Annotated in this window: 14 protein-coding genes; 6 read left to right on the forward strand and 8 right to left on the reverse strand. The window is 70.7% G+C overall.

What is annotated here, in order from left to right; all coding sequences use genetic code 11:
• Positions 1 to 100: 100 nt before the first annotated feature.
• The 3 genes from fadD32 to LZP97_RS22355 are packed head-to-tail and all read left to right on the forward strand — an operon-like array spanning position 101 to position 8587.
• A complete protein-coding gene (fadD32, locus tag LZP97_RS22345; RefSeq protein WP_040270427.1) occupies positions 101 to 1990 on the forward strand; it encodes a long-chain-fatty-acid--AMP ligase FadD32 in 1890 nt (629 codons plus the stop codon).
• A gap of 50 nt (positions 1991 to 2040) precedes the next feature.
• Positions 2041 to 7035, forward strand: a complete 4995-nt coding sequence (gene pks13 / locus LZP97_RS22350; protein ID WP_040270429.1) for a polyketide synthase Pks13 — start codon at positions 2041 to 2043, stop codon at positions 7033 to 7035.
• 7 nt (positions 7036 to 7042) lie between these two features.
• The gene (locus tag LZP97_RS22355) at positions 7043 to 8587 is read left to right on the forward strand and encodes an acyl-CoA carboxylase subunit beta (protein ID WP_010596185.1); all 1545 of its coding nucleotides are present in this window, start codon (positions 7043 to 7045) and stop codon (positions 8585 to 8587) included.
• A gap of 74 nt (positions 8588 to 8661) precedes the next feature.
• Here LZP97_RS22355 and LZP97_RS22360 read toward each other — a convergent pair whose 3' ends face one another.
• The 5 genes from LZP97_RS22360 to LZP97_RS22380 all read right to left on the reverse strand — a co-directional run bounded on the left by LZP97_RS22360 (position 8662) and on the right by LZP97_RS22380 (position 17441).
• Positions 8662 to 9612 carry a hypothetical protein gene (locus LZP97_RS22360; protein ID WP_040270441.1) on the reverse strand — a complete coding sequence of 317 codons (951 nt, stop codon included), beginning with the start codon at positions 9610 to 9612 and terminating at the stop codon, positions 8662 to 8664.
• Positions 9613 to 9794: 182 nt separating this feature from the next.
• Positions 9795 to 10229 carry a hypothetical protein gene (locus LZP97_RS22365; RefSeq protein ID WP_010596183.1) on the reverse strand — a complete coding sequence of 145 codons (435 nt, stop codon included), beginning with the start codon at positions 10227 to 10229 and terminating at the stop codon, positions 9795 to 9797.
• Positions 10230 to 10438: 209 nt separating this feature from the next.
• A complete protein-coding gene (locus LZP97_RS22370) occupies positions 10439 to 13750 on the reverse strand; it encodes an arabinosyltransferase domain-containing protein (protein ID WP_040270432.1) in 3312 nt (1103 codons plus the stop codon).
• Positions 13751 to 13811: 61 nt separating this feature from the next.
• Positions 13812 to 17063, reverse strand: a complete 3252-nt coding sequence (locus tag LZP97_RS22375) for an arabinosyltransferase domain-containing protein (protein ID WP_040270433.1) — start codon at positions 17061 to 17063, stop codon at positions 13812 to 13814.
• A 108-nt stretch (positions 17064 to 17171) separates the two neighbouring features.
• Positions 17172 to 17441, reverse strand: a complete 270-nt coding sequence (locus LZP97_RS22380; RefSeq protein ID WP_026137866.1) for a helix-turn-helix domain-containing protein — start codon at positions 17439 to 17441, stop codon at positions 17172 to 17174.
• A gap of 38 nt (positions 17442 to 17479) precedes the next feature.
• Between LZP97_RS22380 and map the strand changes: the two genes are divergently transcribed.
• The 3 genes from map (at position 17480) to LZP97_RS22395 (ending at position 21686) form a co-directional block, all read left to right on the forward strand.
• Entirely contained in the window at positions 17480 to 18247 is a 768-nt protein-coding gene (gene map, locus LZP97_RS22385; protein WP_040270436.1) for a type I methionyl aminopeptidase, read from the forward strand.
• 71 nt (positions 18248 to 18318) lie between these two features.
• Positions 18319 to 21093 carry an FAD-binding and (Fe-S)-binding domain-containing protein gene (locus tag LZP97_RS22390; RefSeq protein WP_010596176.1) on the forward strand — a complete coding sequence of 925 codons (2775 nt, stop codon included), beginning with the start codon at positions 18319 to 18321 and terminating at the stop codon, positions 21091 to 21093.
• Between the two features lie 173 nt (positions 21094 to 21266).
• Positions 21267 to 21686, forward strand: coding sequence for a DoxX family protein (locus LZP97_RS22395; protein ID WP_040270459.1), 420 nt, complete (start codon positions 21267 to 21269; stop codon positions 21684 to 21686).
• A 54-nt stretch (positions 21687 to 21740) separates the two neighbouring features.
• Here LZP97_RS22395 and LZP97_RS22400 read toward each other — a convergent pair whose 3' ends face one another.
• Genes LZP97_RS22400 through LZP97_RS22410 form a run of 3 tightly spaced genes read right to left on the reverse strand, consistent with a single transcriptional unit; the run spans position 21741 to position 25915 of the window.
• A complete protein-coding gene (locus tag LZP97_RS22400) occupies positions 21741 to 23654 on the reverse strand; it encodes a galactan 5-O-arabinofuranosyltransferase (protein ID WP_040270461.1) in 1914 nt (637 codons plus the stop codon).
• 39 nt (positions 23655 to 23693) lie between these two features.
• On the reverse strand, positions 23694 to 24491 hold the full coding sequence (locus LZP97_RS22405) for a decaprenylphospho-beta-D-erythro-pentofuranosid-2-ulose 2-reductase (RefSeq protein ID WP_010596173.1): 798 nt from the start codon (positions 24489 to 24491) through the stop codon (positions 23694 to 23696).
• Positions 24491 to 25915 carry an FAD-binding oxidoreductase gene (locus LZP97_RS22410; protein WP_040270463.1) on the reverse strand — a complete coding sequence of 475 codons (1425 nt, stop codon included), beginning with the start codon at positions 25913 to 25915 and terminating at the stop codon, positions 24491 to 24493. The genes LZP97_RS22405 and LZP97_RS22410 overlap by 1 nt, the downstream gene beginning before the upstream one ends.
• Positions 25916 to 26025 lie beyond the last annotated feature (110 nt).

Raw genomic sequence — 26025 nt, forward strand, 5'->3', positions numbered from 1 at the left:
GCTGTTGAGCTGTACAGGTACGACGATCCGCTAGCGCGAGGACAAGGACGGGGCGCAACCATGTCGAGTGGTTGTGGGATCGCTTCGACAGGGAGAAGGAATGAGCGTCGGGTTCGAAGAGTTCATCGATGAGAACGGACAGATCGTGTTGCCCGAGGGCAACACTCTGCTCGACCACCTCGAGCAGCATTTCGCCGAGAACGGCGACGATCTTGCGTACCGTTACATCGATTACTCGCGGGAACGTGACGGCGAGGTCCACGAGCTGACCTGGCAGCAGTTCGGGGTACGTCTGCGCGCGATCGCGGCCCGGCTGCAGCAGGTCACCGAGCCCGGCGACCGCGTCGCGATCCTTGCCCCGCAGGGCCTGGACTACGTCGTCTCCTTCTTTGCGGCCATCTATGCCGGCACCATCGCCGTCCCGCTGTTCGATCCCGACGAGCCCGGCCACACCGACCGGCTGCATGCCGTCCTCGGCGACTGCACACCCAGCGCCATCCTCACCGCCACCACCTCCGCGGCCGGGGTCCGGCAGTTCTTCCGGCCGCTGCCCGCCGCGCAGCGCCCCCGCATCATCGCGGTCGACGCGATCCCCGACACCGTCGCCGACTCGTGGACGCGACCCCGGATCGGCACCGACGACATCGCCTACCTGCAGTACACCTCCGGATCGACCCGCGTGCCCGCGGGCGTCGAGATCACCCACCGCGGTGTCCTCACCAACTGCATCCAGATGGCCGACTCCATCGAACTCAACGAGGGTTCGCGCGGTGTGACGTGGCTGCCGCTGTTCCACGACATGGGCCTGCTCACGATCATCCTGCCCGCGATCGGCGGCAAGTACATCACCATCATGAGCCCGCGCGCCTTCGTGCAGCGGCCGGGCCGGTGGATCAAGGAACTCGCCGCCGTCTCCGACGGCGCCGGCACGTTCGCCGCCGCGCCGAACTTCGCGTTCGAGCACGCGGCCGCGCGAGGACTGCCGAAGCCGGGTGAGACCCTCGACCTGAGCAACGTGATCGGCCTGATCAACGGCAGCGAGCCGGTGACCACGTCCTCGATGCGCAAGTTCAACGAGGCGTTCGCGCCGTACGGCCTGCCCAAGACCGCGATCAAGCCGTCGTACGGCATGGCGGAGGCGACGCTGTTCGTCTCGTCCACCCGGCACACCGACGAGGCCAAGGTCATCTACGTCGACCGCGACCAGCTGGGCGCCGGCCGCATCGTCAAGGTCGACAAGGAGGCGCCGAACGCCATCGCGCAGGTCTCCTGCGGATACGTCGCGCGCAGCCAGTGGGCCGCGATCGTCGACGCCGAGACCGCCACCGAGGTGCCGGACGAGCACGTCGGGGAGATCTGGCTGCACGGCGAGAACATCGGCATCGGGTACTGGGGACGCACTCAGGAGACCGCGGAGACCTTCCGCAACACGATCGCCGACCGCCTGACCGTCGGCAGCCACGCCGAGGGCACGCCGGCCGACGCGCACTGGCTGCGCACCGGCGACTACGGCGTGTACGTCGACGGCGAGCTGTACATCACCGGCCGCGTCAAGGACCTGGTCATCGTGGACGGACGTAACCACTACCCGCAGGACCTGGAGTTCTCGGCGCAGGAGGCCAGCTCCGCGCTGCGCCCCGGCTTCGTGGCCGCCTTCGCCGTGCCGGCCAACCAGCTGCCGCAGGTGGTGTTCGAGAACTCGCACTCGGGCCTGCAGTTCGACCCCGACGACGCCTCGGAGCAGCTGGTCATCGTCGCCGAGCGGGCGCCGGGCGCGGGCAAGGCGGATCCGCAGCCGGTTGCGGACACCGTGCGGGCGGCGATCTCGGCACGGCACGGTGTGACCGCACGCGACGTCCTGCTCGTTCCGGCCGGGTCGATCCCGCGCACGTCGAGTGGCAAGATCGCGCGGCGCGCGTGCAAGGCCGCGTACATCGAGGGAACCCTGCGCGGCGGTTACACGCAGCAGGCCTTCCCCGATAGCGTTTAAACATTGTTCTCTTTCCCGGGTAGCGTGGTGGGTTGATGGCTGACACTGAAATGACCGTCGCGCAGCTGCGCGAATGGCTGCGAAACTGGATCGCCGAGGCCACCGGGCAACCGGTGGCACAGATCTCCGACGATCGCCCGATGGAGGAGTTCGGTCTCTCGTCCCGCGACGCCGTCGCGCTGAGCGGCGAGATCGAGGAACTGCTCGGCGTCACCCTCACCGCGACGATCGCGTACCAGCACCCGACCATCGCGTCGCTGGCCACGCGCATCATCGAGGGCGAGCCCGAGCTCCCGGAGGGGGACGACAGCGCCTTCTACGCCGCCGGTCCGGCCGGCCGGGCACACGACATCGCGATCGTCGGTCTCGCCACGCGGCTGCCCGGGCACGTGAGCACCCCCGCCGAGATGTGGGAGCTGCTCGCACAGGGCCGCGACGGGATCACCGACCTCCCCGAGGGACGGTGGTCCGAATTCGCCGACGACCCGCAGATCTCGTCCGCCATCGCCGCGGCCAACACCCGCGGCGGGTATCTCGACGACGTCAAGGGCTTCGACGCCGAGTTCTTCGCGATGTCGCCGCGCGAGGTCGAGATGGTCGATCCGCAGCAGCGCCTCGCCCTCGAACTGACCTGGGAGGCGCTCGAGCACGCCCACATTCCGGCCAGCGACCTCAAGGGCCGCCCGGTCGGCGTGTTCATCGGCAGCTCCGCCAACGACTACCAGCTCCTCGCGGTGAGCGACCCGTCCGCCGCGCATCCGTACGCGCTGACCGGCACGGCCACGTCCATCGTCGCCAACCGGGTCTCGTACTTCTTCGACTTCCGCGGACCGTCCGTCGCCCTGGACACCGCGTGCTCGTCGTCGCTCGTGGCCGTGCACCAGGCGGTGCGGGCCCTGCGCGACGGCGACGCCGACGTGGCGCTGGCCGGCGGCGTGAACATGCTCGTCGCGCCCGCCGCGACCCTCGGCTTCGACCAGCTCGGCGTGCAGGCCCCCGACGGCCGCATCAAGGCCTTCTCGGCCGACGCCGACGGCATGGTCCGCGCCGAGGGCGGCGGCCTCGTCGTGCTCAAGCGGCTCGAGGACGCCGAGCGTGACGGCGACACCGTGCTCGCCGTCATCGCCGGTTCCGCCGTCAACCAGGACGGCCGCTCCAACGGGCTGGCGGCGCCGAACCCCGAGGCCCAGGTCGACGTGCTGCGCCGCGCCTACCGGGACGCGCGCATCCTGCCGTCCGGCGTCGACTACGTCGAGGCCCACGGCACCGGAACCGTGCTCGGCGACCCGATCGAGGCGGACGCCCTCGGCCGTGTCGTCGGCCGCGGACGCGACGCCGACAAGCCGGTGCTGCTGGGCTCGGCGAAGACCAACTTCGGCCACCTCGAGGCGGCCGCCGGCGCGGCGGGCCTGATCAAGGTGGTCCTCGCGATGCAGGAGAACCACCTGCCGGCGACGCTGAACTACACGGCGCCGAACCCGTACATCCCGTTCGAGCAGGCCCGCCTGAAGGTCATCCCCGAGGGCGCCGAGTGGCCGCGCTACACCGGCAAGGCGATCGCCGGCGTCTCCGGGTTCGGCTTCGGCGGCACCAACGCCCATGTCGTGGTCCGCGAGTACACCGGCCCCGAAGCGGCGCCGGCCGGGCCGGACGAGGCGCCCGTGGCAGAGCCGAGCGAAGGTGTCGTTCCGTCGGCTGAAGGAGCTGAGGGGCACATTCGCTCGGACGAGAACGCCGAGCGCCCGGTGCTGCTCGCGGTGTCCGCGGCGATGCCGTCGCGCCGTCGCCGGGCCGCCGCCGACCTCGCCGACTGGCTCGAGACGGAGGCGGGCAGCACCACGCCGCTCGCCGACGTCGCCCGCACCCTTTCCCGCCGCAACCACGGCCGCTCGCGCGCCGTCGTGATCGCGACGACCCGCGCCGAGGCCATCGCCGGGCTGCGCGCCGTCGCCGCCGGAAAGCCCGCCCAGGGCGTGTTCTCCGCCGACGCCCCCGCCGCCAACGGGCCGGTGTGGGTGCTGTCCGGGTTCGGATCGCAGCACCGCAAGATGGCCAAGCAGCTGTACCTCGAGAACGCGCTGTTCGCGGCGGCCGTCGACGAGATCGACGAGCTGATCGAGGACGAGGCCGGCTACTCCATGAAGGAGAAGTTCCTCGACGACGCCCAGGACTACGACGTCGAGACCTCGCAGGTCGGCATCTTCACCATCCAGGTCGCCCTCGCGAAGCTGCTGCGTCACCACGGCGCCGAGCCGTCCGCCGTCGTCGGCCACTCCATGGGTGAGGCCGCCGCCGCATACATCTCGGGTGGGCTGTCGCTCGAGGACGCCGTCCGCGTCATCTGCGCGCGCTCGCGCCTGATGGGCGAGGCCGAGGCGCTGCTCGAGGGCGACGACATCCGGCTCATGGCGCTCGTCGAGTACAGCGCCGCGGAGATCGAGCAGGTCCTCACCGACTACCCGCACCTCGAGGTCTGCGTCTACGCCGCGCCGACACACACCGTCATCGGCGGCCCGCAGGACGAGGTCAACGCGATCGTCGCGCGGGCGGAGTCGGAGGAGAAGCTCGCCCGCGTGCTGCAGACCAAGGGCGCCAGCCACACCTCGCAGGTGGATCCGCTCCTCGGCGAGCTCGCCGCCGAACTCGCCGGCATCGAGCCGCACCGGTTGAAGGTCGACGTGTACTCGTCGGTCGACCAGGACACCCACTACCGCGCCGGGCACGAGGGCATCCACCAGGTCGAGTACTGGACCAAGGGTCTGCGGCACAGCGTCTACTTCACCAATGCGGTCAAGCTGGCCGTCACCGACGGGCACACCACCTTCGTCGAGCTGGCCCCCAATCCGGTCGCGCTGATGTCCGTGGCCGCGACGGCGTACGCGGCCGGGGTCATCGACACCCAGCTGATCCAGACCCTCAAGCGCAAGGAGGACGAGCCGCTGGGCGTGCTCACCGCCCTCGCGCAGCTGTACGTGCACGGCCACACCGTGGACCTGCACAGCCTGCTCCCGGCCGGCGCGTACGCCGACCTGCCGCGGACGGTGTTCCTGCGCAAGCCGTTCTGGCTCGAGACCCGCATCGGGACCGGCGGCAGTGCCCGCGTGCCCGGCGCGCACGTCGCGCTGCCCGACGGCCGGCACGTGTGGGAGGTGCGCGCCGACGCGGTCACCGACCTCGGTGAACTCGCCGTCGCCGCCGCGTCGCAGGTGCTCGCCGACGTCACCCTCACCGCGTCCGTGCCGTACGGTGACGTCCCCGCCACCGGCACCCTCACCACCACGCTGACCCGGCACCTCGGCGGCGCGTCGCTGCACGTGCACGGCCGGGACGCGGCGGACGGCGAGTTCCGGTTGCTGTTCGATGCGGTCGTCGCCTCCGGTGACGCGCTGCCGGCCCCGACGCCCGCGCCGGCCGAGCGCTCCACCGGGCCGGTCGAGACGCTGTCCGAGGTGGTGGAGAGCTTCGGCGACAAGTGGAATCCGAACGGGTCGCAGACCCTCGAGGATCGGCTGGCGCTGATCGTCGCCGAATCGATGGGGTACGCGCCCGAGGATCTGCCCGTCGAGATTCCGCTGATCGAGCTGGGGCTGGACTCGCTCATGGCGGTGCGGATCAAGAACCGCGTCGAGTACGAGTTCGACATCCCGCAGCTGCAGCTCGCCGCGGTGAAGGACGCCAGCCTGCGCGACGTCGCGAAGTACCTGCGGTACGCCGTGGAGAACCGCGAGGAGGTCGCCGCGCTCGCCGCCCAGCAGGCCGCCGACCGCGACACCGCCGCTCGGGAGGACGCGTCGCTCGAGCTGCCTGCGGTCTCGCCGGTGGAGGACACCGGGGTGGTGCACGAGGCGGAGGCGATCCTCGAGGCCGCAGAGGCCGCAGAGGCAGGCAAGACCGCTGAGACCGCTGCGAGCACCGAAGCGGACAAGGCCACCGACGTCACCGACCGGCAGGCGGTCGCGGAGGCATCCGGCACCGACGTGCCGCCGCGCGACGCCGCCGAGCGGCTCACGTTCGCGACGTGGGCCGTGATCACCGGGCAGTCGGCGAAGGGCATCTTCAACACCCTGCCGATCCTCGACGACGAGACGGCCGAGCGCCTCGCCGCCCGGCTGACCGAGCGGGCGAACGGCGAGATCACCGTGGACGACGTGCTCGACGCCGAGACCATCGAGCAGCTCGCCGAGAGCGTGCGCCGGCACCTCGAATCGGCGGATCGCATCGACGGGCTCGTCCGTACGCTGCGCCCGCGGCCCGAGGGCTCGGACGCCGTGCCGGTGTTCGTGTTCCACCCCGCCGGCGGATCCACCGTCGTGTACGAGCCGCTCCTGCGCCGGTTGCCCGAGGGCACCCCGATGTACGGCTTCGAACGCACCGAGGGCCCGATCGAGCAGCGTGCCCAGGAGTACCTCCCGCAGATCAAGGAGATCCAGGGCGACGGTCCGTATGTGCTGTACGGCTGGTCGCTGGGCGGTGTGCTCGCCTACGCGGTCGCCCGGCTGCTGCGCGCGGAGGGCAAGGACGTGCGGCTCGTCGGCCTCATCGACACGGTGATGGCTGGGCAGAAGGTCGAGGACACCCCCGAGGAGATCACCGCCCGCTGGCAGCGGTACGCGCAGTTCGCGAAGAAGACCTACGGGGTCGACGCTCCGCTGCCGTACGACAAGCTCGCCGCGACGGACGACGAGGGCCAGGTGCGCATCCTCATGGACCTGCTCAAGATGAGCGGCACGAGGATCCCCGGCGGCATCATCGAGCACCAGCGCACGTCGTGGCTGGACAACCGGGCCATCCAGACGGCGAAGCTCGAGCCGTACGACGGCGACGTGGTGCTGTACATGGCGGACCGCTACCACGACGACGCCATCGAACTCGAGCCCGCATTCGGGACCAGGCAGCCCGACGGTGGCTGGGGTGAGTCGGTCCGTAATCTGGAGGTCATCCGTGTCGGCGGCGATCACCTCCAGGTGGTCGACGAGCCGTACATCGGGAAGGTGGGGGCCGACCTGACACGCAAGCTGGCCGACATCGAGGCCACGAGGAGCTGATCGAGTAGTGACCACGACGACGGCCGAGAAGCTGGCCGAGCTGCGCAAGAATCTCGAGATCGCCAAGGAGCCGGCCGGGGAGGCCGCGGTGGCCAAACGCGCCGCCAAGGGCATCCCCAGTGCGCGACAGCGCATCGACATGCTGCTCGACCCGGGCAGCTTCGTCGAGATCGGGGCGCTCATGAAGACGCCCGGCCGTGACGACGCGCTCTACGGTGACGGCGTCGTCGTCGGTCACGGCACCGTCGACGGCCGGCCCGTCGCGGTGTTCTCGCACGATCAGACCGTGTTCGGTGGCAGCGTCGGCGAGATGTTCGGCCGCAAGGTCGCCGCGATCCTCGACTTCGCGCTGAAGATCGGCTGCCCGGTGGTCGGCATCAACGACTCCGGCGGTGCCCGGGTGCAGGACGCGGTGACGTCGCTGGCGTGGTACGCGGAACTGGGCAAGCGGCACGAGCCGCTGTCGGGGTTGTGCCCGCAGGTGTCGATCATCCTGGGCAAGTGCGCCGGGGGTGCCGTGTACGCGCCCATCAACACCGACGTGGTCGTCGCCACCGAAGAGGCGTACATGTTCGTCACGGGCCCGGACGTCATCAAGTCCGTCACCGGGGAGGACGTCAGCCTCGACGAACTCGGCAGCGCCCGTAAGCAGGCCGAGTACGGCAACGTGCACCACGTCGCGCCGGACGAGAAGGCCGCGTTCGAGTGGGCCCGCAAGTACCTGAGCTACATGCCGTCGAACGCGCAGGAGAAGCCCCCGGTGATCAATCCGGGCCTCGAACCGGAGATCACGCCGGACGATCTCGAGCTCGACACGTTCATGCCCGACGCCGACAACTCCGGCTACGACATGCACGACGTCCTGCTCAAGATCTTCGACGACGGCGACTTCTTCGAGATCCGCTCGCAGGTCGCCCCGAACATCATCACCGGCTTCGCCCGCGTCGACGGCCGGCCCGTCGGGGTGGTGGCGAACCAGCCGCTGTACCTGTCCGGGGCGCTCGACGCGGCGAGTTCGGACAAGGCCGCGCATTTCGTGCGGGTGTGCGACGCGTACGACATTCCGCTGGTGTTCGTCGTCGACACCCCCGGCTTCCTGCCGGGTGTGGAGCAGGAGAAGATCGGGGTCATCAAGCGCGGCGGCCGGTTCCTGTTCTCGTTCGTCGAGGCGTCGGTGCCGAAGGTGACCGTGGTGGTACGCAAGTCCTACGGCGGTGGCTACGCGGTGATGGGCTCCAAGCAGCTCGGCGCGGATGTGAACTTCGCGTGGCCCACGGCGCGGATCGCGGTGATGGGCGCCGAGAGTGCGGTAGCGGTCATCGGCCGTCGCCAGATCGAGGCGGCCGGCGAGAACGCTCCGGCGGTCCGTCAGCAGCTGATCAACTTCTACAACGAGCACATCGCGACGCCGTACATCGCGGCCGAGCGCGGCTACATCGATGCGGTGATCGAGCCGCACAAGACGCGTCTGGAGATCCGCAAGGCGCTGACGTTGCTGCGCGACAAGAAGGTGTTCAAGAATCCGCGCAAGCATCACTTGCTTCCGCTCTAGCCCTTCTGGTGGGCCGAATGTCACATTGCGTCGATCGTATCGACGCAATGTGACATTCGGTTCGCCTCGCGGGGCTACCGAACCCGCACGTCGGGTCGTGGACGTTCGAGACCCTGCCGGTAGGCCGCCGCAAGATCGGCGAGCACGATCGCCGGTTCGTGCCGGATCTGTCTGGGCAGATGGGTGACGACGATGATCCCGTGCCGCTGCATGACCGCCCGGCGCCGCATCGTTGCCTCGTGGTCTCTTGCGCTGAGATGATGTGCGAACGAGTCGATCTCCCACGCCAGTGCCACGGCATCGAGCCAGCCGTCCGGACGGGCGATCCAAGTTCCGTTCGAGTCCTCGACCTCCCGGTTGTGCACCATCGGGGGAAGACCCGAGGTGGAGTACAGCTTCTGGGCCTCGATCTCGGCGACCGAATGCGCGTCGTCGACCAGTTCCTGGATCACCTTGCGCGGCACTGCGGTTCCTCGACTGCTGCCCTCTGCAAGTTCGCGTGCCAGGTGGTCCACGGTGACATCGCCGCGTTGGAGCGCGGCGGCGAACAAGGCGCGGCAGTCGTCCGTTCGTGACGTCCGCCGTCCGGCATCGAGCAGGCTGCGCGCGACGGGTGCGATCCGCAGTGTGCCCTTGCGTACGGGTTCGGGTACACGCCAGCTGCGTTCGACGGTGACGAACGAGAAGTTCCTGCGATGCCGATTCTGCGGGATGAGCAGCAGGATGTCGCTCTTCGTCGCCGAGGGGGCGTATCCGTGCACGCCGAGCGCGGCGTGGCCCGAGATGACGGCCTCGTCGCCTCCGTACATCTGCGCTGCCGTCTGTCTGTGCAGTTGCGTGAGCGGGCCGCTGTGCAGCGCAACGACACCGGGCAGAATCCGCTGCCACGGACCACCCTTCCGGCAACGGCCGGAGATGGTGCTGCTGCTCATCCCGCATCCCAACAGTGTCGAGGTGCGGATGATGCCGTTGACACTCAGCCCGACGAGCTGTTCGACGTCGTCCCCCCACGTTCCGCGTCTCATGCCGCCCATGATCACCGGGAAATGCCGCGCTCGAGGGTGCAACGGGAGGGTGGGCGAAATCTGTGGATGAACGGTGAGGTTGTGGACTACCCGTCGCGGGCGGACCGAGGCGGACCGACGGACGGACCGAATGTCACATGGGTTCGATGCAATCGAAGCGATGTGACATTCGGTCCGGACGGTCAGGGGACGACCCAGGTCCCGACTCCCGGCAGGTACGTGAAGCCGTTCGGGACGGTGACGGTGGCGACGATTCGGCCGGAGCCGGTCTCGGCGCGGGGCGTACCGGTCATTCCTCCGCCGAGCACCGGCCGGGACGGGAGTTCGTTGGTTCCGCTGGCCCCGGTGGTGATGTTGGTCCAGGAGATCTTGCAGTAGCACCACATGCTGCCGCCGAACCAGCTGATGCCGGGCTCGTCGGGGTCGACGCGCACCGTGACCGCCTCGTTCACCAAGGCTCCGCCGTAACCGAACGAGCCGGACTCGCCCGATCCGATGACACGCGTGAGCGTGGTGGCATTTTCGGGAGCGGCGACGGCTACCGGGGCAGTCGCCACTCCGGCGCCGAGAACCGCGGCGGTAACCGCCGCGAGTCCGAATGCACGCTTCTTCGACATACAGTTCCTTCCGTAGCCGGCCCACCCCCGCTGGCCCGATGAACAGTTCGCGATCGAGCAGAATCGAACATTCGTGACATCGCGCCCGAAACGGACGACGTTACCGGCGGCGCGACTGGCCGAATGTCACATTCGGTCGATGGAGCCGAACCGGTGTGACATTCGGTCCGGAAGGCGCGAGAGGACCGCATGCGACGGCAGCGGGTGGCCTACTCGTACACGCGCAGCGTGCCCGGGTTCCACAGCCCGGAGCGGGTGACCGTCTCGGTCTGCGGCTCGGCCGGCACCGCGTCCGGGTAGAACCGCACGTACCGCTCGAGCGAGCCCCAGTCGCGGGCCCAGTCGTCCTTCAGGTACGTGGGGATCTGCTCGGGGCGCGCGAGGGCCTCGGTGAAGCCCAGCGGTCCGCCGTTGTCCGCGGACTGCCACGTGTCGGTGGAGGACACGGCCAGGGGTCGGTCCGGCAGGATGCGGTAGTTCGGCATCTCGGCGATGCCGTAGCGGTGGTCGAACGGACGCTGGCACGGGAACTGCAGGCCCACCGCCCAGTCGAGCAGCACCGGCTGCTCCGAGCCGACCACGGTGTCGAGCGTCTCGAGTTTCGGCACGCGCGGCGGTGTGAACGCCAGCCACTGGTCGCCCGTGAGGTTGGGGTCGTTGGCGACGATGCGGACGGCGTCGGTGTCGGCGGGCAGCTCCGACAGCGGGATGCGCAGGTTCCGCCACGACGGCGCGGGCCCGATGTCGCGCGGCAGGTAGGTGCCCTGCGGTTCGACGGTGCCGTCGGGCAGGCGCCTGCCGTACTCGACAAGCAGCGACTGGCCGTAGGTGGTGGCGCCGGTGTCGTCGACGGACCAGATGCGACCGGCCGCCGAGATGACGACGAGCGGCGCGTCGTCGGTGCGCTCGGGTAACCCGTACCAGCTCGACGTGAGCAACGCCGGTTCCTGCACGCCCTCCTGGTAGCTGCCGAGCACGGGGGTCACGGCCGGGTCGAGGCCGAACGGCAGCTTGGCGTCCGAGCCGTTGACGGTGCGCGCCCCGGTGCCGCCGGTGGTGCCGCCGCCGGCGCCGGTCTCGAACGTCGGCCCGACGCTCTGGTTGTCGGTGTTGCCCTGGCCGGGCTTGACCTCGACGTAGTCGGCCGTGAGGTCCGACGGGATGCCGTTGGGATCGAAGCCCACGGGTTCGGCTCCGGCGAGGGCGTCGCCGCCGCGGGGTGGGTTGTCCGGGTCGACGATGGGCGCGAGCCGACCGGAGTTCGGGTCCGATTCGACGAGGACGTCGTCGGCCAGCCCGCACGTCTGGCCGGCGAGCGCGCCGACGTTGGACCGGGCGAGCGAATACGCCGGATACTGCGATACCGCGCCCTTGAGCAGCGACAGCACCTCGAAGAGCACCATCGCTCCGGCGACGACGGTCAGGGGCGCCGCGGCGAACTTGCGGATCCGGCGGCCCTTGCGGGTCGTGGGTCTGGGTTGCGGCGGCGCGTAGCCCTCCCGCAGGTACTGCCACGCGACGAGCCCGAGGGCGAGCCCGAAGAGGATCAGGAACAGCGAACTGGACTGGTTGCCCTTGAAGGAGACGGTCTTGTCGAACCACGGGATGCCGTAACTCGACACGTACCACCAGCCGTTGATGCCCGCGAACGACACGGCCAGCACGAACAGCAGTCCGGCGAGGAAGATCGTGCGGTTGCGCCGCGACCGCAGCGCGCTCGCGGAGACGACGACCGCGGTGAGGGCCGCGAGGGACCCCGCGATGCCCGCGTACGCCCCGAAGTGGTGGGTCCACTTCGTGGGGTTGAACATCATGAAGAAGATCGTGCCGAAGACGATGCCGATCAGCCGCCACGACGGTCCCGTCGCGACGCCGGGGATCCGGCGCCGGCGCAGCAGCACCAGCAGCGACGTGAACAGGCACAGCAGCATGACGAGGAACGCGAACCGGCGGGCGAGCGAGCCGTCGACGGTCTGCACGAACAGGTAGTAGTAGCGGAGGAAGTCGTTCCACCACTCCTCGTTCGGGCCGATGATCGTGCGCACGCGGGTGGCCTCGAGCACGGCGGCGAGGGTCTGGTCGGAGAACACGACGACGAGCACGAGCGTGCCGGCGGCGGCGATCGGGGCGAGCAGCGGCAGCGTCCCGACCTCGCGGTGGCGGCGCACGACGATCCGGGTCATGGGCCGGATGCCGGCGAGCAGGGCGGCGATACACATCAGGCCGGTCGGGGCGGCGGCGAGGGTGAACGCGCCGATCATCACGGCCGTCGCAGCCGGCAGCAACCGGCCCGTGGCGATCGCCCGTTCGATCGAGCACCAGGTCAGCAGGGCGCCGAGCGCGACGATCGGCTCCGGACGCAGGCCGTTGTTGTAGGGCAGCCAGAAGGCGAGGAACACCAGGCCGCCGGTCCACAGCGCGACGGTGTTGTGCCGGACGGCGCGGCCGAGGCGGGGCACCACCTCGCGGCTGATCACCATCCAGCAGGTGATGCCGGCGAGCAGGGCGGGCAGCCGCATCCAGACGCTGGCGGTGGAGACCTCGGCGAACGCGGCGAGCACGTCGTAGTACCAGCCGAAGGGGGCCTCGGGGACGCCGAACCAGCGGAAGTAGTTGGCCATGTAGCCCGAGTGCTCGGAGACCCGGGCCATGGTCAGCAGGTAGCCGTCGTCGGAGGTGTTCGCCCCGAAGAAGTGCCACCCGAGGAGTGTGCCGACGACGACCGCGTCGACGCCGGTGAACTTCCACCAGTGCGACGGCAGGAAGCGGCGATGCCCCCGGCCGTCGGTGCCGTCGAGTTTGGCGAGCGCACCGATCGCCAGCGCGGTCGACAGGGCCGCCAGGATCATCGCGAGGAGCTTGACCACCGTCGGCGACGACGAGAACCGGGAGTCGACGTCGACGGTCACCGACATGCCGGGCACCGTGGTGTCCAGGTCGCTGAACACGCCGACGACGAGGGGGCGCAGGTCGCCGGTCAGCTCACCGGCGCGCGGGTTGCCGTTCTCGTCGCTCAGGCCGACGAACTCCGCGGTCGTGCGGTCGACGTCGGAGAAGATGCTGATCTCGGTGCACGCGGCGGATTCGACGTCGCTGCGCGGGGCGGTGGCCACGACGACGTTGCGGTCGAGAACGTCCACGTTCTCGGCGCCCACCCGCACGAACATCGCGTTGAGTGCGGCGCCCTCACCGCTCGGTGGTGCGGTCGCGAGGAGCATGCCACCGCCGGGCGGCATGCTCGCGACGGCGGTGCACGGCACGGTCGCGCTCAGCTGCAGCGGCACCTGCGACATGAGCGGCACCTCGACCGGCCCGGTCGAGCCGTTCTGCGGCCAGGTGACGGTGGCTTCGGTGACCTTGACGGGCAGGAACGGGGTCGCGACGGCGAGGAGCACACCGAGCAGGCCCGCCACCGTGGCGACGAGCCGGGCGGTGCGGTACTGCGCCCGCAGATCCCGGGCAACCGGCGGCCGGGGCACGGCTGCGGAGGGGGCGGGAACTGTGGTCACGTCGTCGGGCACGATTGTCGATGGTATCGGGCGCAGATGAGCGGACGCACCGTCCCTACCGACGCGTAGGACCTCATTCACGCATTACGGGCACACCGTCGCGGATCGGGCCGGGTGTCCACCAGCCCCAGCGGACGACGTCCTCGGTGGTGATCTCGGCAGTCCTCGCGCTCGGATCGATGGGTGAGTATCGCTCCAGCGAGCCCCAGTCGCGGTCCCAGTCGTGGTTCAGATAGGTGGGAACGGTCTCGGCGGTGAGCAGCAGCGGTATCCAGCCGAGCGGGCCGCCCCCGATGTCGTCCTGCCAGCCGTTGGTGGAGTCGGCCCCGACCCGGTCGGGCAGGATCCGGAACTCGGGGACCTCGGCGACACCGTAGCGATGGTCGAACGGACGCTGGCAGGGGAACGCCAACCCCACCGACCAGTCGAGCAGGACCGGTGCCGTGGAGCCGACGACGGTGTTCAGGGTCTCGAGGCGCGGCATCCGCGGCGGCGTGACCGCCACCCACTGGTCGGGGGCCAGGTTGCCGTCGGTCACCACCAGGCGGACGGTGTCGGCGTCGGCGGGGATCCGGTCGCCCGGCACCCGCAGGTTGCGCCACGACGGAGACGGTCCGATGTCGATGGGCGCGACGCGGGCCAGCGGCTCGACGCTCGAACCGTCGCCGGTCCGGCCGAACTCGAGCAGCACGTCCGCACCGGGGGTGAGGACGCCGTCGGGGTCGACGTAGTGCACGCGGCCGGCGACGGTGACCACCAGCAGCGGCGTGGCGTCGGTGCGGTCGGGCAGCGCATACCAGCCGGACTCGAGCACGGCTTCCTGCTGCGCGCCGGCGCGGTAGCTGCCGAGCACGGGGGTGCGGGCGGGGTCCAGGCCGAACGGCAGCGCGACGGTGCTGTCGTTGATGCCGGCGGCACCGCGGCCGCCGCCGGTGCCGGCGCCCGTGGAGGTGGTGGTGCCGCCCTCCTCGGTGTCGACCGTGTTGGCGCCGCCCGTGGTGGAGATCTCCTCGTCGGCGGTGAGATCGAGGGCGACGCCGTTCGGGGTGAAGCCGTCGGCGGTGCCGGCGCCGAGGGCTCCGGCGACGTCGCCGTCGACGGGGGCCAGCGCGGTGGCATTCGGGTCGGTCTCGACGAGGACGTCGTCGGCGAGGCCGCAGCTGCCGCCGGTCAGGGCGGCGGCGTTGGACCGGGCGATCGAGTACGCCGGATACTGCGCGACCGCGCCCTTGACGAGCGAGAGCACCTCGAACAGGACCACGCCCGCGGCGACGACGGTCAGCGGTGCCGAGGCGATCGCTTTCACGCGGCCGTTGCGGTCGGGTTTCGGGGTGGCGAACGGTTCACGCAGATGGAACCAGGCGGCGACGCCGAGCGCGACCAGGGCCAGCGCCAGCAGGCCGGTGGAGAAGGCGCGTCCGGAGATCGACGGCGGCTTGTCCCACCAGGGAATCCCGTAGCTGGAGACGTACCACCAGCCGTTGGAGCCGGTGAATGCGAGCGCCAGCACGAACAGCACCCCGGCGGTGAAGAGCGCGCGGTTGCGGGCGGAGCGGATGCCGACGGCGCCGACCCCGACCGCGGCGAGCGCGGCGACGGATCCGGCCAGTCCGGCGTACACGCCGAAGTGGTGGGTCCACTTGGTCGGGGTGAGCATCATCAGCAGCAGGGACGCGAAGACGATGCCGAGGATGCGGCGCGACGGCCCGAGGGCAGTGCCGGGGATGCGGCCCTTGCGCAGGATCAGCATCACGCACACGATCAGGCACAGCAGCATGACGAACACGCCGAACCGGCGGCTGAGGGATCCGTCGGGGGAGACGGTCAGCAGCGCGTCCCAGCGCAGCCGTTCGTCGAACCACGGCACGTTGGGTCCGACCGCCGAGCGCACCCGGGTCGCCTCGAGCACCGACGCGAGGGTCTGGTCGGCGAAGACGACAACGAGGACGACGGTGCCCGCGGCGAGGATGGCGGCGATGGGCGGGATCACCCCGACGAGCCGGCGGCGGCCGACCAGCCGGACGACGACGGGTCGCGCCCCGGCGACGAGCGCGGCGACCGCGATGAGTCCCGTGGGGCCGGCGGCGAGGGAGAAGGCGGCGAGCAGCACGGCGATCGCGGCGGGCAGCATGCGGCCGGTGGCGACGGCGCGTTCGATCGAGCACCAGGTGAGCAGGGCGCCGAGCGCGATGACGGGCTCGGGTCGCAGGCCGTTGTCGTACGGCAGCCAGAAGGCGAGGAACACCAGCCCCGCGGTCCACAGCGCGATGCGGTTGCGGCGGACGGCGACACCGAGCCGGGGAATGACCTCGCGGCTGATGACCATCCAGCAGGCGATCGCGGCGAGCAGGGCGGGCAGCCGCATCCACACGCTGGCGGTGGAGATCTTCGCGAGCAGGACGAGCACGTCGTAGTACCAGCCGAACGGGGCCTCGGGGACACCGAACCACCGGTAGTAGTTGGCCATGTAGCCGGCCTCGTCGGAGGCGCGGGCCATGGTGAGGATGTAGCCGTCGTCGGAGGTATTGGCGCCGATGACGTGCCACAGCAGCAGTGTGCCCACGACGACCGCGTCCACCGCGGTGAACCGCCACCAGTGGGCGGGCAGGATCCGGCGGGCGCGGCGGTTGTCGACGCCGTCGAGGCGGTGCAGCGCCACGAGTGACAGCAGGGTCGCGAGGATGCACACGAGCATCGCGACGAACTTGACCAGCGTCGGGGTGGAGGTGAACCGCGAGTCGAGGGCGGCACGGACGGACAGCCGCTCGGCGTCCGGGCCGGAGGTGAGGGCCTGCGCCGATCCCTGCAGGTCGGAGTAGACGCCGACCATCTGCGGCCGATGATCGCCGTCGAGCGTGGCGATGTGGTGCCCGTCGTCGTGTTGCCCGAGGCCGACGATCTCGGCGGCGGTGCGGTCGGCGTTGGTGGCGACGGTGACGGCTGTGCAGCGGTGCTCGTCGTCGATCGGTGCCGACACGACCACCGAGTTGCGCAGCACCACCTCCATGGCGGCGGGCCCACCGTCGGTGCCGGGGACCGTGCGGATCACGAGGGCGTTCTCGGTGGCGTCGGGGGCGTCCGGCGGCACGGTCGAGATCAGGGTGCCACCCTCGTCGCCGAGCAGCGGGAAGGCCGAGCAAGGCACGCTCGCGCGCAGTTCGAGGGGGGCGTAGGAGACGAGGGGCGCCTCGATGTTGGTCAGGTCGCTGCCCTGCGGCCAGCTGACGGTGGCGGCCTCCTGCCGGACCGGCAGGAACGGCACGGCCAGGGCGAGCAGCATGCCGAGCAGTCCGCTGACCGTCGCGACGATCCTGGCCGTGCGCACGCGCGCCTTCGTATCGGCGTAAGCGGGCGTTTCGGGCGAAAGGACATCGACGGGCACAAGGATCGATGCTAGGCGAGGGACGGGGGAGGCGGGGGTGGCCTCCTCCGGTCAGGAGGCGGCCTCGTGCTCGGCGGGATCGTCCGTCGGGTCGCCGGCCAGGTCGTCGAGGGAGAGTCCGAGGACCCGGGCGAGCGCGGTGACGGTGAAGAAGGCGGGCGTGGCGATGCGTCCGGTCTCGATCTTCCGGAGGGTCTCGACGGAGATGCCGGCCTCGGCGGCGACCGTCGCCATCCCGGCGGCGCCGCGTGCCGCGCGGAGGCGTTCGCCCAGGCGTCGTCCTCGCTCGAGTTGGGCCGGAGTAAGTGGTTCGCGCACCATTCCCGTATAGTAATACCGGTATTTCTATTGGAGGTGTGATGGTCGAGTTGAAGACGCCCGGCGAGGTCGAGGCGATGCGCGCCGCCGGTGCCGTGGTCGCGGAGGCGCTGGCAACCGTGCGGGCCCACGCGGGAATCGGGGTCTGCCTGAAGGACCTCGACGACGTCGCCGCCGAGGTCCTCCGAGCCGCCGGCGCGACCTCCCCGTTCCTGGGCTACCACCCCGACTGGGCGCCGTCGCCGTTCCCCGGTGTCGTGTGCGCGAGCGTCGGCGACGCCGTCGTCCACGGCATTCCCGGCAGCTACCGGCTCCGTGACGGTGACCTGGTGAGCATCGACTGCGGGGCGGTGCTCGACGGCTGGTGCGGGGACGCCGCCGTGAGCTTCACCGTCGGGACCGCCGACCCCGAGGACCTCGCCCTGATCGCCGCGGCGGAGGACGCCCTCGCGCGCGGCGTCGCCGCGGCCGTGCCGGGAAACCGTCTCGGCGACATCGGCGCGGCGATCGGCGGATACGTCCGCTCCCGCGGCTACGGCATGCTCGCCGACCACGGCGGTCACGGCATCGGCCGCCGCATGCACGAGGACCCGCACGTGCCCAACGAGGGCCGGGTGGGGCGGGGGATGCGGCTGCGGCCGGGACTGGTGCTGGCCGTCGAGCCGATGCTGCACGCCGGCGGCGGCGACGCCTACCGGCACGACCCGGACGGATGGACGCTGCGCACCGCCGACGGCAGCCGGGCCGCGCACTGTGAGCACACCGTCGCGATCACCGAGGACGGACCGGTCGTCCTCACCTCCCGCTGACGGCGCATCGACCCCGGCCGTGCCGGTCCGACCTGCGACGAAGCGACCCCTGCAGGCACTAGCATCGGCCTATGGCCCGGGCGAGGACGATCGGCGAGGCCCTGCGCGACGCGGGCATCTCCGAGGTGTTCGACGACACCACCACCCGCGCGCTCTACTCGTCCGACGCCTCGCTCTACCGGGTGCCCCCGCAGGCGGTGGTGCGGCCCCGCGAGATCGACGAGGTCGGCACCGTGCTCGAGGTGTGCCGCCGGCACGGCGTTCCGCTCACCTCACGCGGCGGCGGGACCTCCGTCGCCGGCAACGCCGTCGGGCCCGGCGTCGTACTCGACTTCGCCCGCCATCTCGGCCGGGTCCTGCGGATCGACCCCGAGGCGCGCACGGCGACCGTGCAGCCCGGCGTCGTCCAGTCCGAACTGCAGCGCGCCGCCGCCCCGTACGGACTGCGCTTCGGACCCGACCCGTCCACCCACAACCGCTGCACCGTCGGCGGGATGATCGGCAACAACGCCTGCGGTGCCCGCACCCTCGGCTACGGACGCACATCCGACAACGTTCTCGGTCTCGAGGTGCTCACCGGCGCGGGCCGGCACCTGTCGCTGCCCGACGACGCCCCCGTTCTCGAATCACTGCGCCGGATCACCCTCGACCACCTCGCCACCATCCGCACCGAGTTCGGCCGGTTCGGCCGGCAGGCTTCCGGCTACGCCCTCGAACACCTGTTGCCCGAGAACGGGTTCGACGTCCTGCGCTTCTTCGTCGGCAGCGAGGGCACGCTCGGTGTCGTCACCGAGGCGACGGTGCGGCTCGTCGCCGACCCCGCGGTCCGCGTCCTGGTGGCCCTCGGCTACCCCGACATCGCGACGGCGGGCGACGCCGCGCACACGTTGCTCGGCTTCGGTCCGACCGCGTGCGAGGGGCTCGACTCGCGGATCGTCGACGTCGTGCGCGCGCGGCGCGGCGCGGCGGCGGTGCCTCCGCTGCCGCGGGGGGCGGCGTGGTTGTTCGTCGAACTGTCCGGCGACGACGCCGACGAGGTCCTGGCACGGGCGCGATCCGTCGAACACGCTGCGGTGGCGGTGGATTCACTGATCGTGACCGACCCCGGCAAGGCCGCGCAGCTGTGGCGCATCCGCGAGGACGGGGCGGGACTGGCCGGGCGCAGCCCCGCCGGGCGGCCCGCCCACTCCGGCTGGGAGGACGCCGCCGTCCCGCCGGAACGGATGGGGGAGTACCTGCGCGAGTTCGAGTCGCTGCTGTCCCGGTACGGCGTGACCGGCTATCCGTACGGTCACTTCGCCGACGGCTGCATCCACATCCGCCTCGACGTGCCGCTCGAGATGCCCGGAATGTTCCGTGAATTCCTTTTCGCAGCAGGGGAACTCGTGGCGTCGTTCGGGGGGTCGATGTCGGGCGAGCACGGCGACGGCCGGGTGCGAAGCGAACTGCTGCCCCTGATGTACTCGCCGACCGCGCTGCGACTGTTCGGCGCCGTCAAGGCGGTGTTCGACCCCGAGGGCCTGCTCAATCCCGGTGTGCTCGTCGACCCGGCTCCCGTGGACCGGGACCTTCGGATCCCGGCCGCGCACCGGGTCCGGGACCTGCTCGCCTTCCGGTACGCGGGCGACGACGGCGACTTCAGGCAGGCCGTGCACCGCTGCACCGGCGTCGGCAAGTGCCGCGCCGACACCGCCGGCCTCGGCGGGGTGATGTGCCCGTCCTACCTGGCGACCCGGGAGGAGAAGGACTCCACCCGCGGCCGGGCCCGGGTCCTGCAGGAGATGCTCAACGGCACGCTCGTCACCGGGTCCTGGCGCTCACCGGAGGTGCACGAGGCCCTCGAACTGTGCCTGGCATGCAAGGGCTGTGCCTCCGACTGTCCGACCGGTGTCGACATGGCGACGTTCAAATCCGAAGTGCTGCACCAGAGTTACCGGGGTCGGCTCCGTCCCGCCACGCACTACACGCTGGGACGGCTCCCACGCTGGGCGGCGCTGGCCGGTCGCGCACCACGCGTCGTGAACACCCTCGCCAAGCTGCCGGGGGTGGCGTCCGCCGGACTGACCCTCGCCGGCGTCGACCGGCGTCGCCGCGTGCCCGAGTTCGCGCCCCGCACGTTCCGTCGCTGGTTCGCGGACACGGCGGCCGAACGTCGCACGGACGGCGAGCCCGTCCTGCTGTTCGTCGACACCTTCACCGAGTACTTCACGCCGGAGGTGGCGATCGCCGCGGTGCGGGTCCTCGAGGCGGCCGGCCGACGGGTGTGCGTGACCGAAAAGCAACAGTGCTGCGGGCTGACGTGGATCACCACCGGCCAGCTGGATACGGCCCGGAAGATCCTGGGCCGCACCATCTCCGCACTGTTCCCGGCCGGCATGCCGATCGTGGGCCTCGAGCCGTCGTGCACGGCGGTCCTGCGCTCCGACGCCGTGGAGCTGCTCGGGTTCGAACCGGCACGCGCCGTCGCGGACTCGACGGTGACGCTGGCCGAACTGCTCGGCGACTGGGAACCGCCGTCACTGTCCGGGACGTCGGTGGTGGCCCAGCCGCACTGCCACCACCACGCCGTGATGGGCTGGGGCGCCGACGCCGCGCTGCTGCGCCGGGCCGGTGCAACGGTCACCCGGCTCGGCGGATGCTGCGGTCTCGCCGGCAACTTCGGGGTGGTGCCGGCGCACTACGACGTCTCGGTCGCCGTCGCCGGGCACCAGCTGCTGCCCGCGATCGCCGCGGCGGGTCCCGACGACGTCGTGCTCGCCGACGGCTACTCCTGCCGCACCCAGATCACCGATCTCACCGAGCGTCGCGGCGTCCACCTCGCCGAGTTGCTGGCGTCCCGGTTGTGAGCCGGGGCTCGGTTCCGGGTGTCGGGACCGGGCTGGGGCGGCTCGGGTCGCCGGATCGGCACGGCACGGTGCGGTGCGGTGCGGTGCGGTGCGGTGCGGTGCGGTGCGATGAGTTTTCCGGGGCCGGCCGGTCAGTCCGTAGCGAGACCGCCACCCCGACCGAGGAGCCTGCCATGATCTCGACCACCACCCGCCCCGCCGAGCGTCCCACCGACCGGAAATTCCGCATCGCCGGCCTGGTGATCACCGGCCTCGTCGTGCTGTTCCTGCTGTTCGACGCCGCGATCCACGTCCTCAACGTCGACCAGGCGCGGCAGGCGATGATCGATCTGGGCTTCGATCCGAACCTCAACTACGTCATCGGCGTCGTCATGCTCGTGTGCCTGGCGCTGTACCTGGTCCCGTCCACCTCGATCCTCGGGGCGGTGCTGCTGACCGGGTATCTCGGCGGCGCCGTGGCCACCAACATGCTCAACGAGATGCCGCTCTTCAGCACCATCCTGTTCCCGGTCTACGTCGGTGTGTTCGTCTGGGCCGGGCTGTATCTGCGTGATCCGGTGGTGCGGTCGGTGATGCCGCTGCGCCGCGGATAGCACGCCCACGTCACGACGGTCCGCGAACGGTGTTCGCGGACCGTCGCGTGCCCGCTATCCCGTGCGGGCGACGACGACGAACGGTCCGATCTCCGAGACCGTGAACCGCGGATCGTCGAACAGCGACTTCGGATACGTCACCGTGTAGCGACGGACGTTGGGGTCGTTGGGGTACACGTCCTCGGCGAGCCGGAGGGTGTAACCCTCGGCGCCCTGCCGGAACACGACCGCATCGGGTCCCCGCCACGGGGACTCGTCCCACGCGGCGAGCAGCTCGTCGGTCGTCTCGACCGACGCCCAGTCCTCGATCGCGGCGGCGCGTCCCTCGAAGTCCGCCAACGGGTTCGCGTAGTGCGACGTCAGCGCCTGGAACCCGAGATACGGGTAGTAGGCGAGGAAGGTGGTGTCGGCGGTGAGGACGACGATCTCGTCGCGCGGCCGGCCCAGCGCCGCGGTGATCGTCTCGTCCAGCTCGGCGTAGTAGGCGCCCGCGCCGGGCGGACGCTGATCGGCGCGTTCACCGTTGCCGTCGGTGTCGGTGTAGGCGACGGTGATCTCGTTCGCGAGGACCTGGGGGATGTTCTGGGTGAACGCGAGCGCACCCAGCGCGCCGACCGCGATGAGCGACCACCGCACCCGCTGGTTCTCGCTGGTGGCCAGCACGATCCAGCGGGTGAAGTCGACGAACGCGAACGTGCCGGCCGCCGCGAGCAGCACGAGCAGGATCACCTCGAGGCGGAAGGCCAGCAAAGTGTTGCCCATCGCGGTCAGCGCCATCGACGCCAGGTACCACAGGTACACGGACACCACGCCGAGCCCGAGGGCCTGCGCACGCCGCGACGACGTGGCCCGCCCGACCAGCCACACCGTGCCGAGCAGGCACAGCAGCCCGATCAGGGAACCGTGGAACATCGGCAGGGGCAGCCGCGCCCCGGTCTCGGGCAGGTAGTGCGTCGCCGTGCCGGATCCGGCGGTGGACCCGCCCCGCAGCACCTCGAGCACGAACGGCGCCCACACGAGCAGCGCGACGGCGACGGCGATCCCCGCGATCACGCCCAGCCGTACCAGCACGGGGAGAGCGGCCCGCCAGGTGCCCGCCGCGCGTCGCGCGAGCACCGCGGCGACGACGGCCATCACCGTCACCGCGAACGCCGCGATCCCGAGGTAGAGGGAGTAGAACGTCGCGGCCAGGCCCAGGAAGAGCCCGGTCCCGACGACGGCTCCGCCGCCCGGTGTGTCCTTTGGGCTGCCCCAGCCGCCCAAAGGACGCACCGGGCGCGACAGCGCCCCCCACGCCATGACGAGGGCAGGCGCGATCAGCAGCGCGACGAACGCGCCGTACGGCTCCGGAGAGCCGTAGGCGAGGACGACGGCGGTGGTGGCGGTGGCGACCAGCACGGCCAGGTCGATCCGCACCAGCGCGGTCCACAGCACGAGCCCGACGACGGCGGCGACGGCCAGCGACACGATCGACCACGGCTTGAACGCCTCCCAGCCGTCCAGGCCGAGCAGGCTCGCGAAGCGGCCGCCCATCCAGAACCAGCCGGCGGGGTAGAACGGCGGCAGGTCCGCGTACGTCATGTCCCGCAGCGCGGGGGAGTCGGTGAGCCGCGTCAGGTACTCGGTGCGGAACTCCTGGTCGACGGAGATGCCGTGCAGATAGAGCTTCGTCGCCGCCAACGGCATCCCGAGGGTGACGGTGACCAGACCCGACAGACCCGCCCACGACAGCACCCGCGCGAACGCCGTCCACCGTCGCCGGCGCAGCAGCACGACCGAGCCGGCGAGCACGACGAGCGCCCCCACCTGCAGCACCGTCGTGACGGCCTGCGTGACGTTCGAGGAGTTGAATGCGGGCCACTGCACGCGCGCGAACGCGAACAGCCCCACGGCGGCGACGATCGTCGCGACGACAACCGCAGCGGCCCCCTCGCCGGCGGTGCGGAGGGCTCGCCGGAAGGGGGCCACGTCGGAAGAGGATACGACTGGGTCGGACACCTCCGCAGCCTAGATCGGCAGCTTCCGGAAGATCGCGCGCGGGATGTGCCGCAGCACCATCATCACGTACCGGAAGGCGCCCGGAGCCCAAACGATCTCCTTGCCCTTCGCGGACGCGGCGACGGCCAGCGCGGCGACGTCCTCCTTGTCGACCGTCAGCGGCGCTTCCTCGACGTGGGCGCTGAACTTGGTGCGCACCTGTCCGGGACGCACCACCGTCACCCGCGGACCGAACGGCGCCAGGGCCTCCCCGAGGCCCAGGTAGAAGCCGTCGAGCCCGGCCTTCGCGGAGCCGTACACGAAGTTGGCTCGCTTGACCCGCTCACCGGCGACGGAGGACATCGCGATGATGCGCCCGTAGCCCTGCGCCTTCATCTTCTCGCCGAGGAGCACACCGACCGACACGGCCGCGGTGTAGTTGATCTCCGCGACCCGGATGGCCTTGGTCTGGTTCTGCCACAGCTCCTCGGCGTCGGCGTCCATGCCGAACGCGACGATCGCGACGTCGACGTCCCCGGCAGGAGCGGAGCCTGCGGAGCGACCGTTTCCGGCGAGATCCCAGGCCCGGGCGATCATGTCCGGGTGGTTGCCGGTGTCGAGGGCGTCGAAATCGATCAGGTCGACCTTGGTGGCCCCCGCACCCTTCATCTGCGCGACAGCGTCGTCGCGCAGGGGGTCGTTGGGCAGCGCGGCGAGGATCACCCGGGCCGGCGCCTTGCGCAGGTACTCCTCGACGATGGCGAGTCCGATCTCGGACGTGCCACCGAGGAGCAGCAGGGTCTGGGGGTTGCCGACGGCGTTGATCATCAGTGGAGTTCCAACCTTCTGGACATATCGGAGGCGAACACGTTGGTGGGGTCGACCGAGCGGCGGATCTTGATCCATTCGCCGATGCGCGGGTACATCGCGTGGAACGTCTCGGCGGAGGTGCGCGAGTCCTTCGCGGTGTAGAGACGGCCGCCGAACTCGAGGACGCGGCGGTCGAGTTCGCGGACGAACTCGTTGAGCCCCGCCTTGATGGGGAAGTCGACGCAGATGTTCCAGCCGCGCATCGGGAAGCTCAGCGGCGCCTTGTTGCCCTCCCCGAACAGCTTGAACACGTTGAGGAACGAGTAGTGCCCCGAGCGCTGGATGTCGACGATGATCTTCTTGAACTCGTCGACCGCCTCGGTCGGCACCACGAACTGGTACTGCAGGAACCCGTTCGAGCCGTAGGCGCGGTTCCACTCCCCGAACATGTCGAGCGGGTGGTAGAACTGCGTCAGGTTCTGGACCTTGCCCGTGTAGTTGCCGGACTTGCGGTACCACAGCTCGCCGACGGCGCTGAAGGTGTACTTGTTGGCCAGGCCGTTCGGGAAGATGTCCGGGAACGTCAGCAGCGTCGGCGCGTCGAACTTCAGCGGGTTCTTCTGCAGCTTCTTCGGCAGCTGGTCGAGCTTGGCCAGCGAACCGCGCGAGATCGCGGCCCGGCCGAGCTTCGGCAGCGGCGCGACCGCGTCGAACCAGGCGCTCGAGTAGTCGTAGTTCGCCTCGGAGCCGTCGCTGTGCACGGCGATCGTCTCGTCGAGGGTGCTGGTGACCACGCCGTCGGCGATGAAGTACGCCGTCTCGGTGGGCGTCATCTCGATGGTGGCGCGCAGGATGATGCCGGTCAGGCCCATGCCGCCGACCGTCGCCCAGAACAGCTTGGAATTGCGCCCGTTGGGAGTGAGGGTGCGCACCTGGCCGTCCGCGGTGAGCAGGTCCATCGACCGGACGTGGTTGCCGAAGCTGCCCGCGCTGTGATGGTTCTTGCCGTGGATGTCCGCGCCGATGGCACCGCCCACGGTCACCTGCCGGGTGCCCGGCAGCACCGGGACCCACAGCCCGAACGGCAGCGCCGCGCGCATCAGCTGGTCCAGGTCGACGCCCGCGTCCACGGTGACCAGCCGCGATTCGCGGTCGATCGTGTGGATCCGGTCCAGCGCCGTCATGTCGACGACGAGCCCGCCCGCGTTCTGCGCCGGATCACCGTACGAGCGGCCGAGACCGCGGGCGATGACACCGCGGCGCAGATGCGACGGCTTGGACTCGTTCTGCTCCGCGACCCGGGCGACCGCCTGCGCGATCACCTCGACGTCGGGAGTGGACAGCACTTCCGCGGTGGTCGGGGCGGTGCGCCCCCAGCCGGTCAGAGTGCGGGTCTGGGTGGGGAGCGGCGCGGCGGCCGGCTCTGCAGCTGTCGTGGACATCGCCGTACAGGTTACCCGCCGGTCGCAGCGGCGAGAGTGTGTCGCCGGTGACGTCCGGCGTCCCGGCGTCCGGATTGCCGGAAGCGTCCGGCTGCGTTCCGTCGCGCAGC

It is taken from the genome of Rhodococcus sp. DMF-1 (genome assembly GCF_021441945.1).
In the GTDB taxonomy this organism is placed as follows: domain Bacteria; phylum Actinomycetota; class Actinomycetes; order Mycobacteriales; family Mycobacteriaceae; genus Rhodococcus; species Rhodococcus ruber.

Excerpts from the sequence above, each read along its gene's own strand:
- fadD32 (WP_040270427.1), top strand. The coding sequence starts at position 101 with ATGAGCGTCGGGTTCGAAGAGTTCATCGATGAGAACGGACAGATCGTG.
- pks13 (WP_040270429.1), top strand. The coding sequence starts at position 2,041 with ATGACCGTCGCGCAGCTGCGCGAATGGCTGCGAAACTGGATCGCCGAG.
- LZP97_RS22360 (WP_040270441.1), bottom strand. The coding sequence starts at position 9,612 with ATGAGACGCGGAACGTGGGGGGACGACGTCGAACAGCTCGTCGGGCTG.
- LZP97_RS22365 (WP_010596183.1), bottom strand. The coding sequence starts at position 10,229 with ATGTCGAAGAAGCGTGCATTCGGACTCGCGGCGGTTACCGCCGCGGTT.
- LZP97_RS22380 (WP_026137866.1), bottom strand. The coding sequence starts at position 17,441 with ATGGTGCGCGAACCACTTACTCCGGCCCAACTCGAGCGAGGACGACGC.
- map (WP_040270436.1), top strand. The coding sequence starts at position 17,480 with ATGGTCGAGTTGAAGACGCCCGGCGAGGTCGAGGCGATGCGCGCCGCC.
- LZP97_RS22390 (WP_010596176.1), top strand. The coding sequence starts at position 18,319 with ATGGCCCGGGCGAGGACGATCGGCGAGGCCCTGCGCGACGCGGGCATC.
- LZP97_RS22395 (WP_040270459.1), top strand. The coding sequence starts at position 21,267 with ATGATCTCGACCACCACCCGCCCCGCCGAGCGTCCCACCGACCGGAAA.
- LZP97_RS22405 (WP_010596173.1), bottom strand. The coding sequence starts at position 24,491 with ATGATCAACGCCGTCGGCAACCCCCAGACCCTGCTGCTCCTCGGTGGC.
- LZP97_RS22410 (WP_040270463.1), bottom strand. The coding sequence starts at position 25,915 with ATGTCCACGACAGCTGCAGAGCCGGCCGCCGCGCCGCTCCCCACCCAG.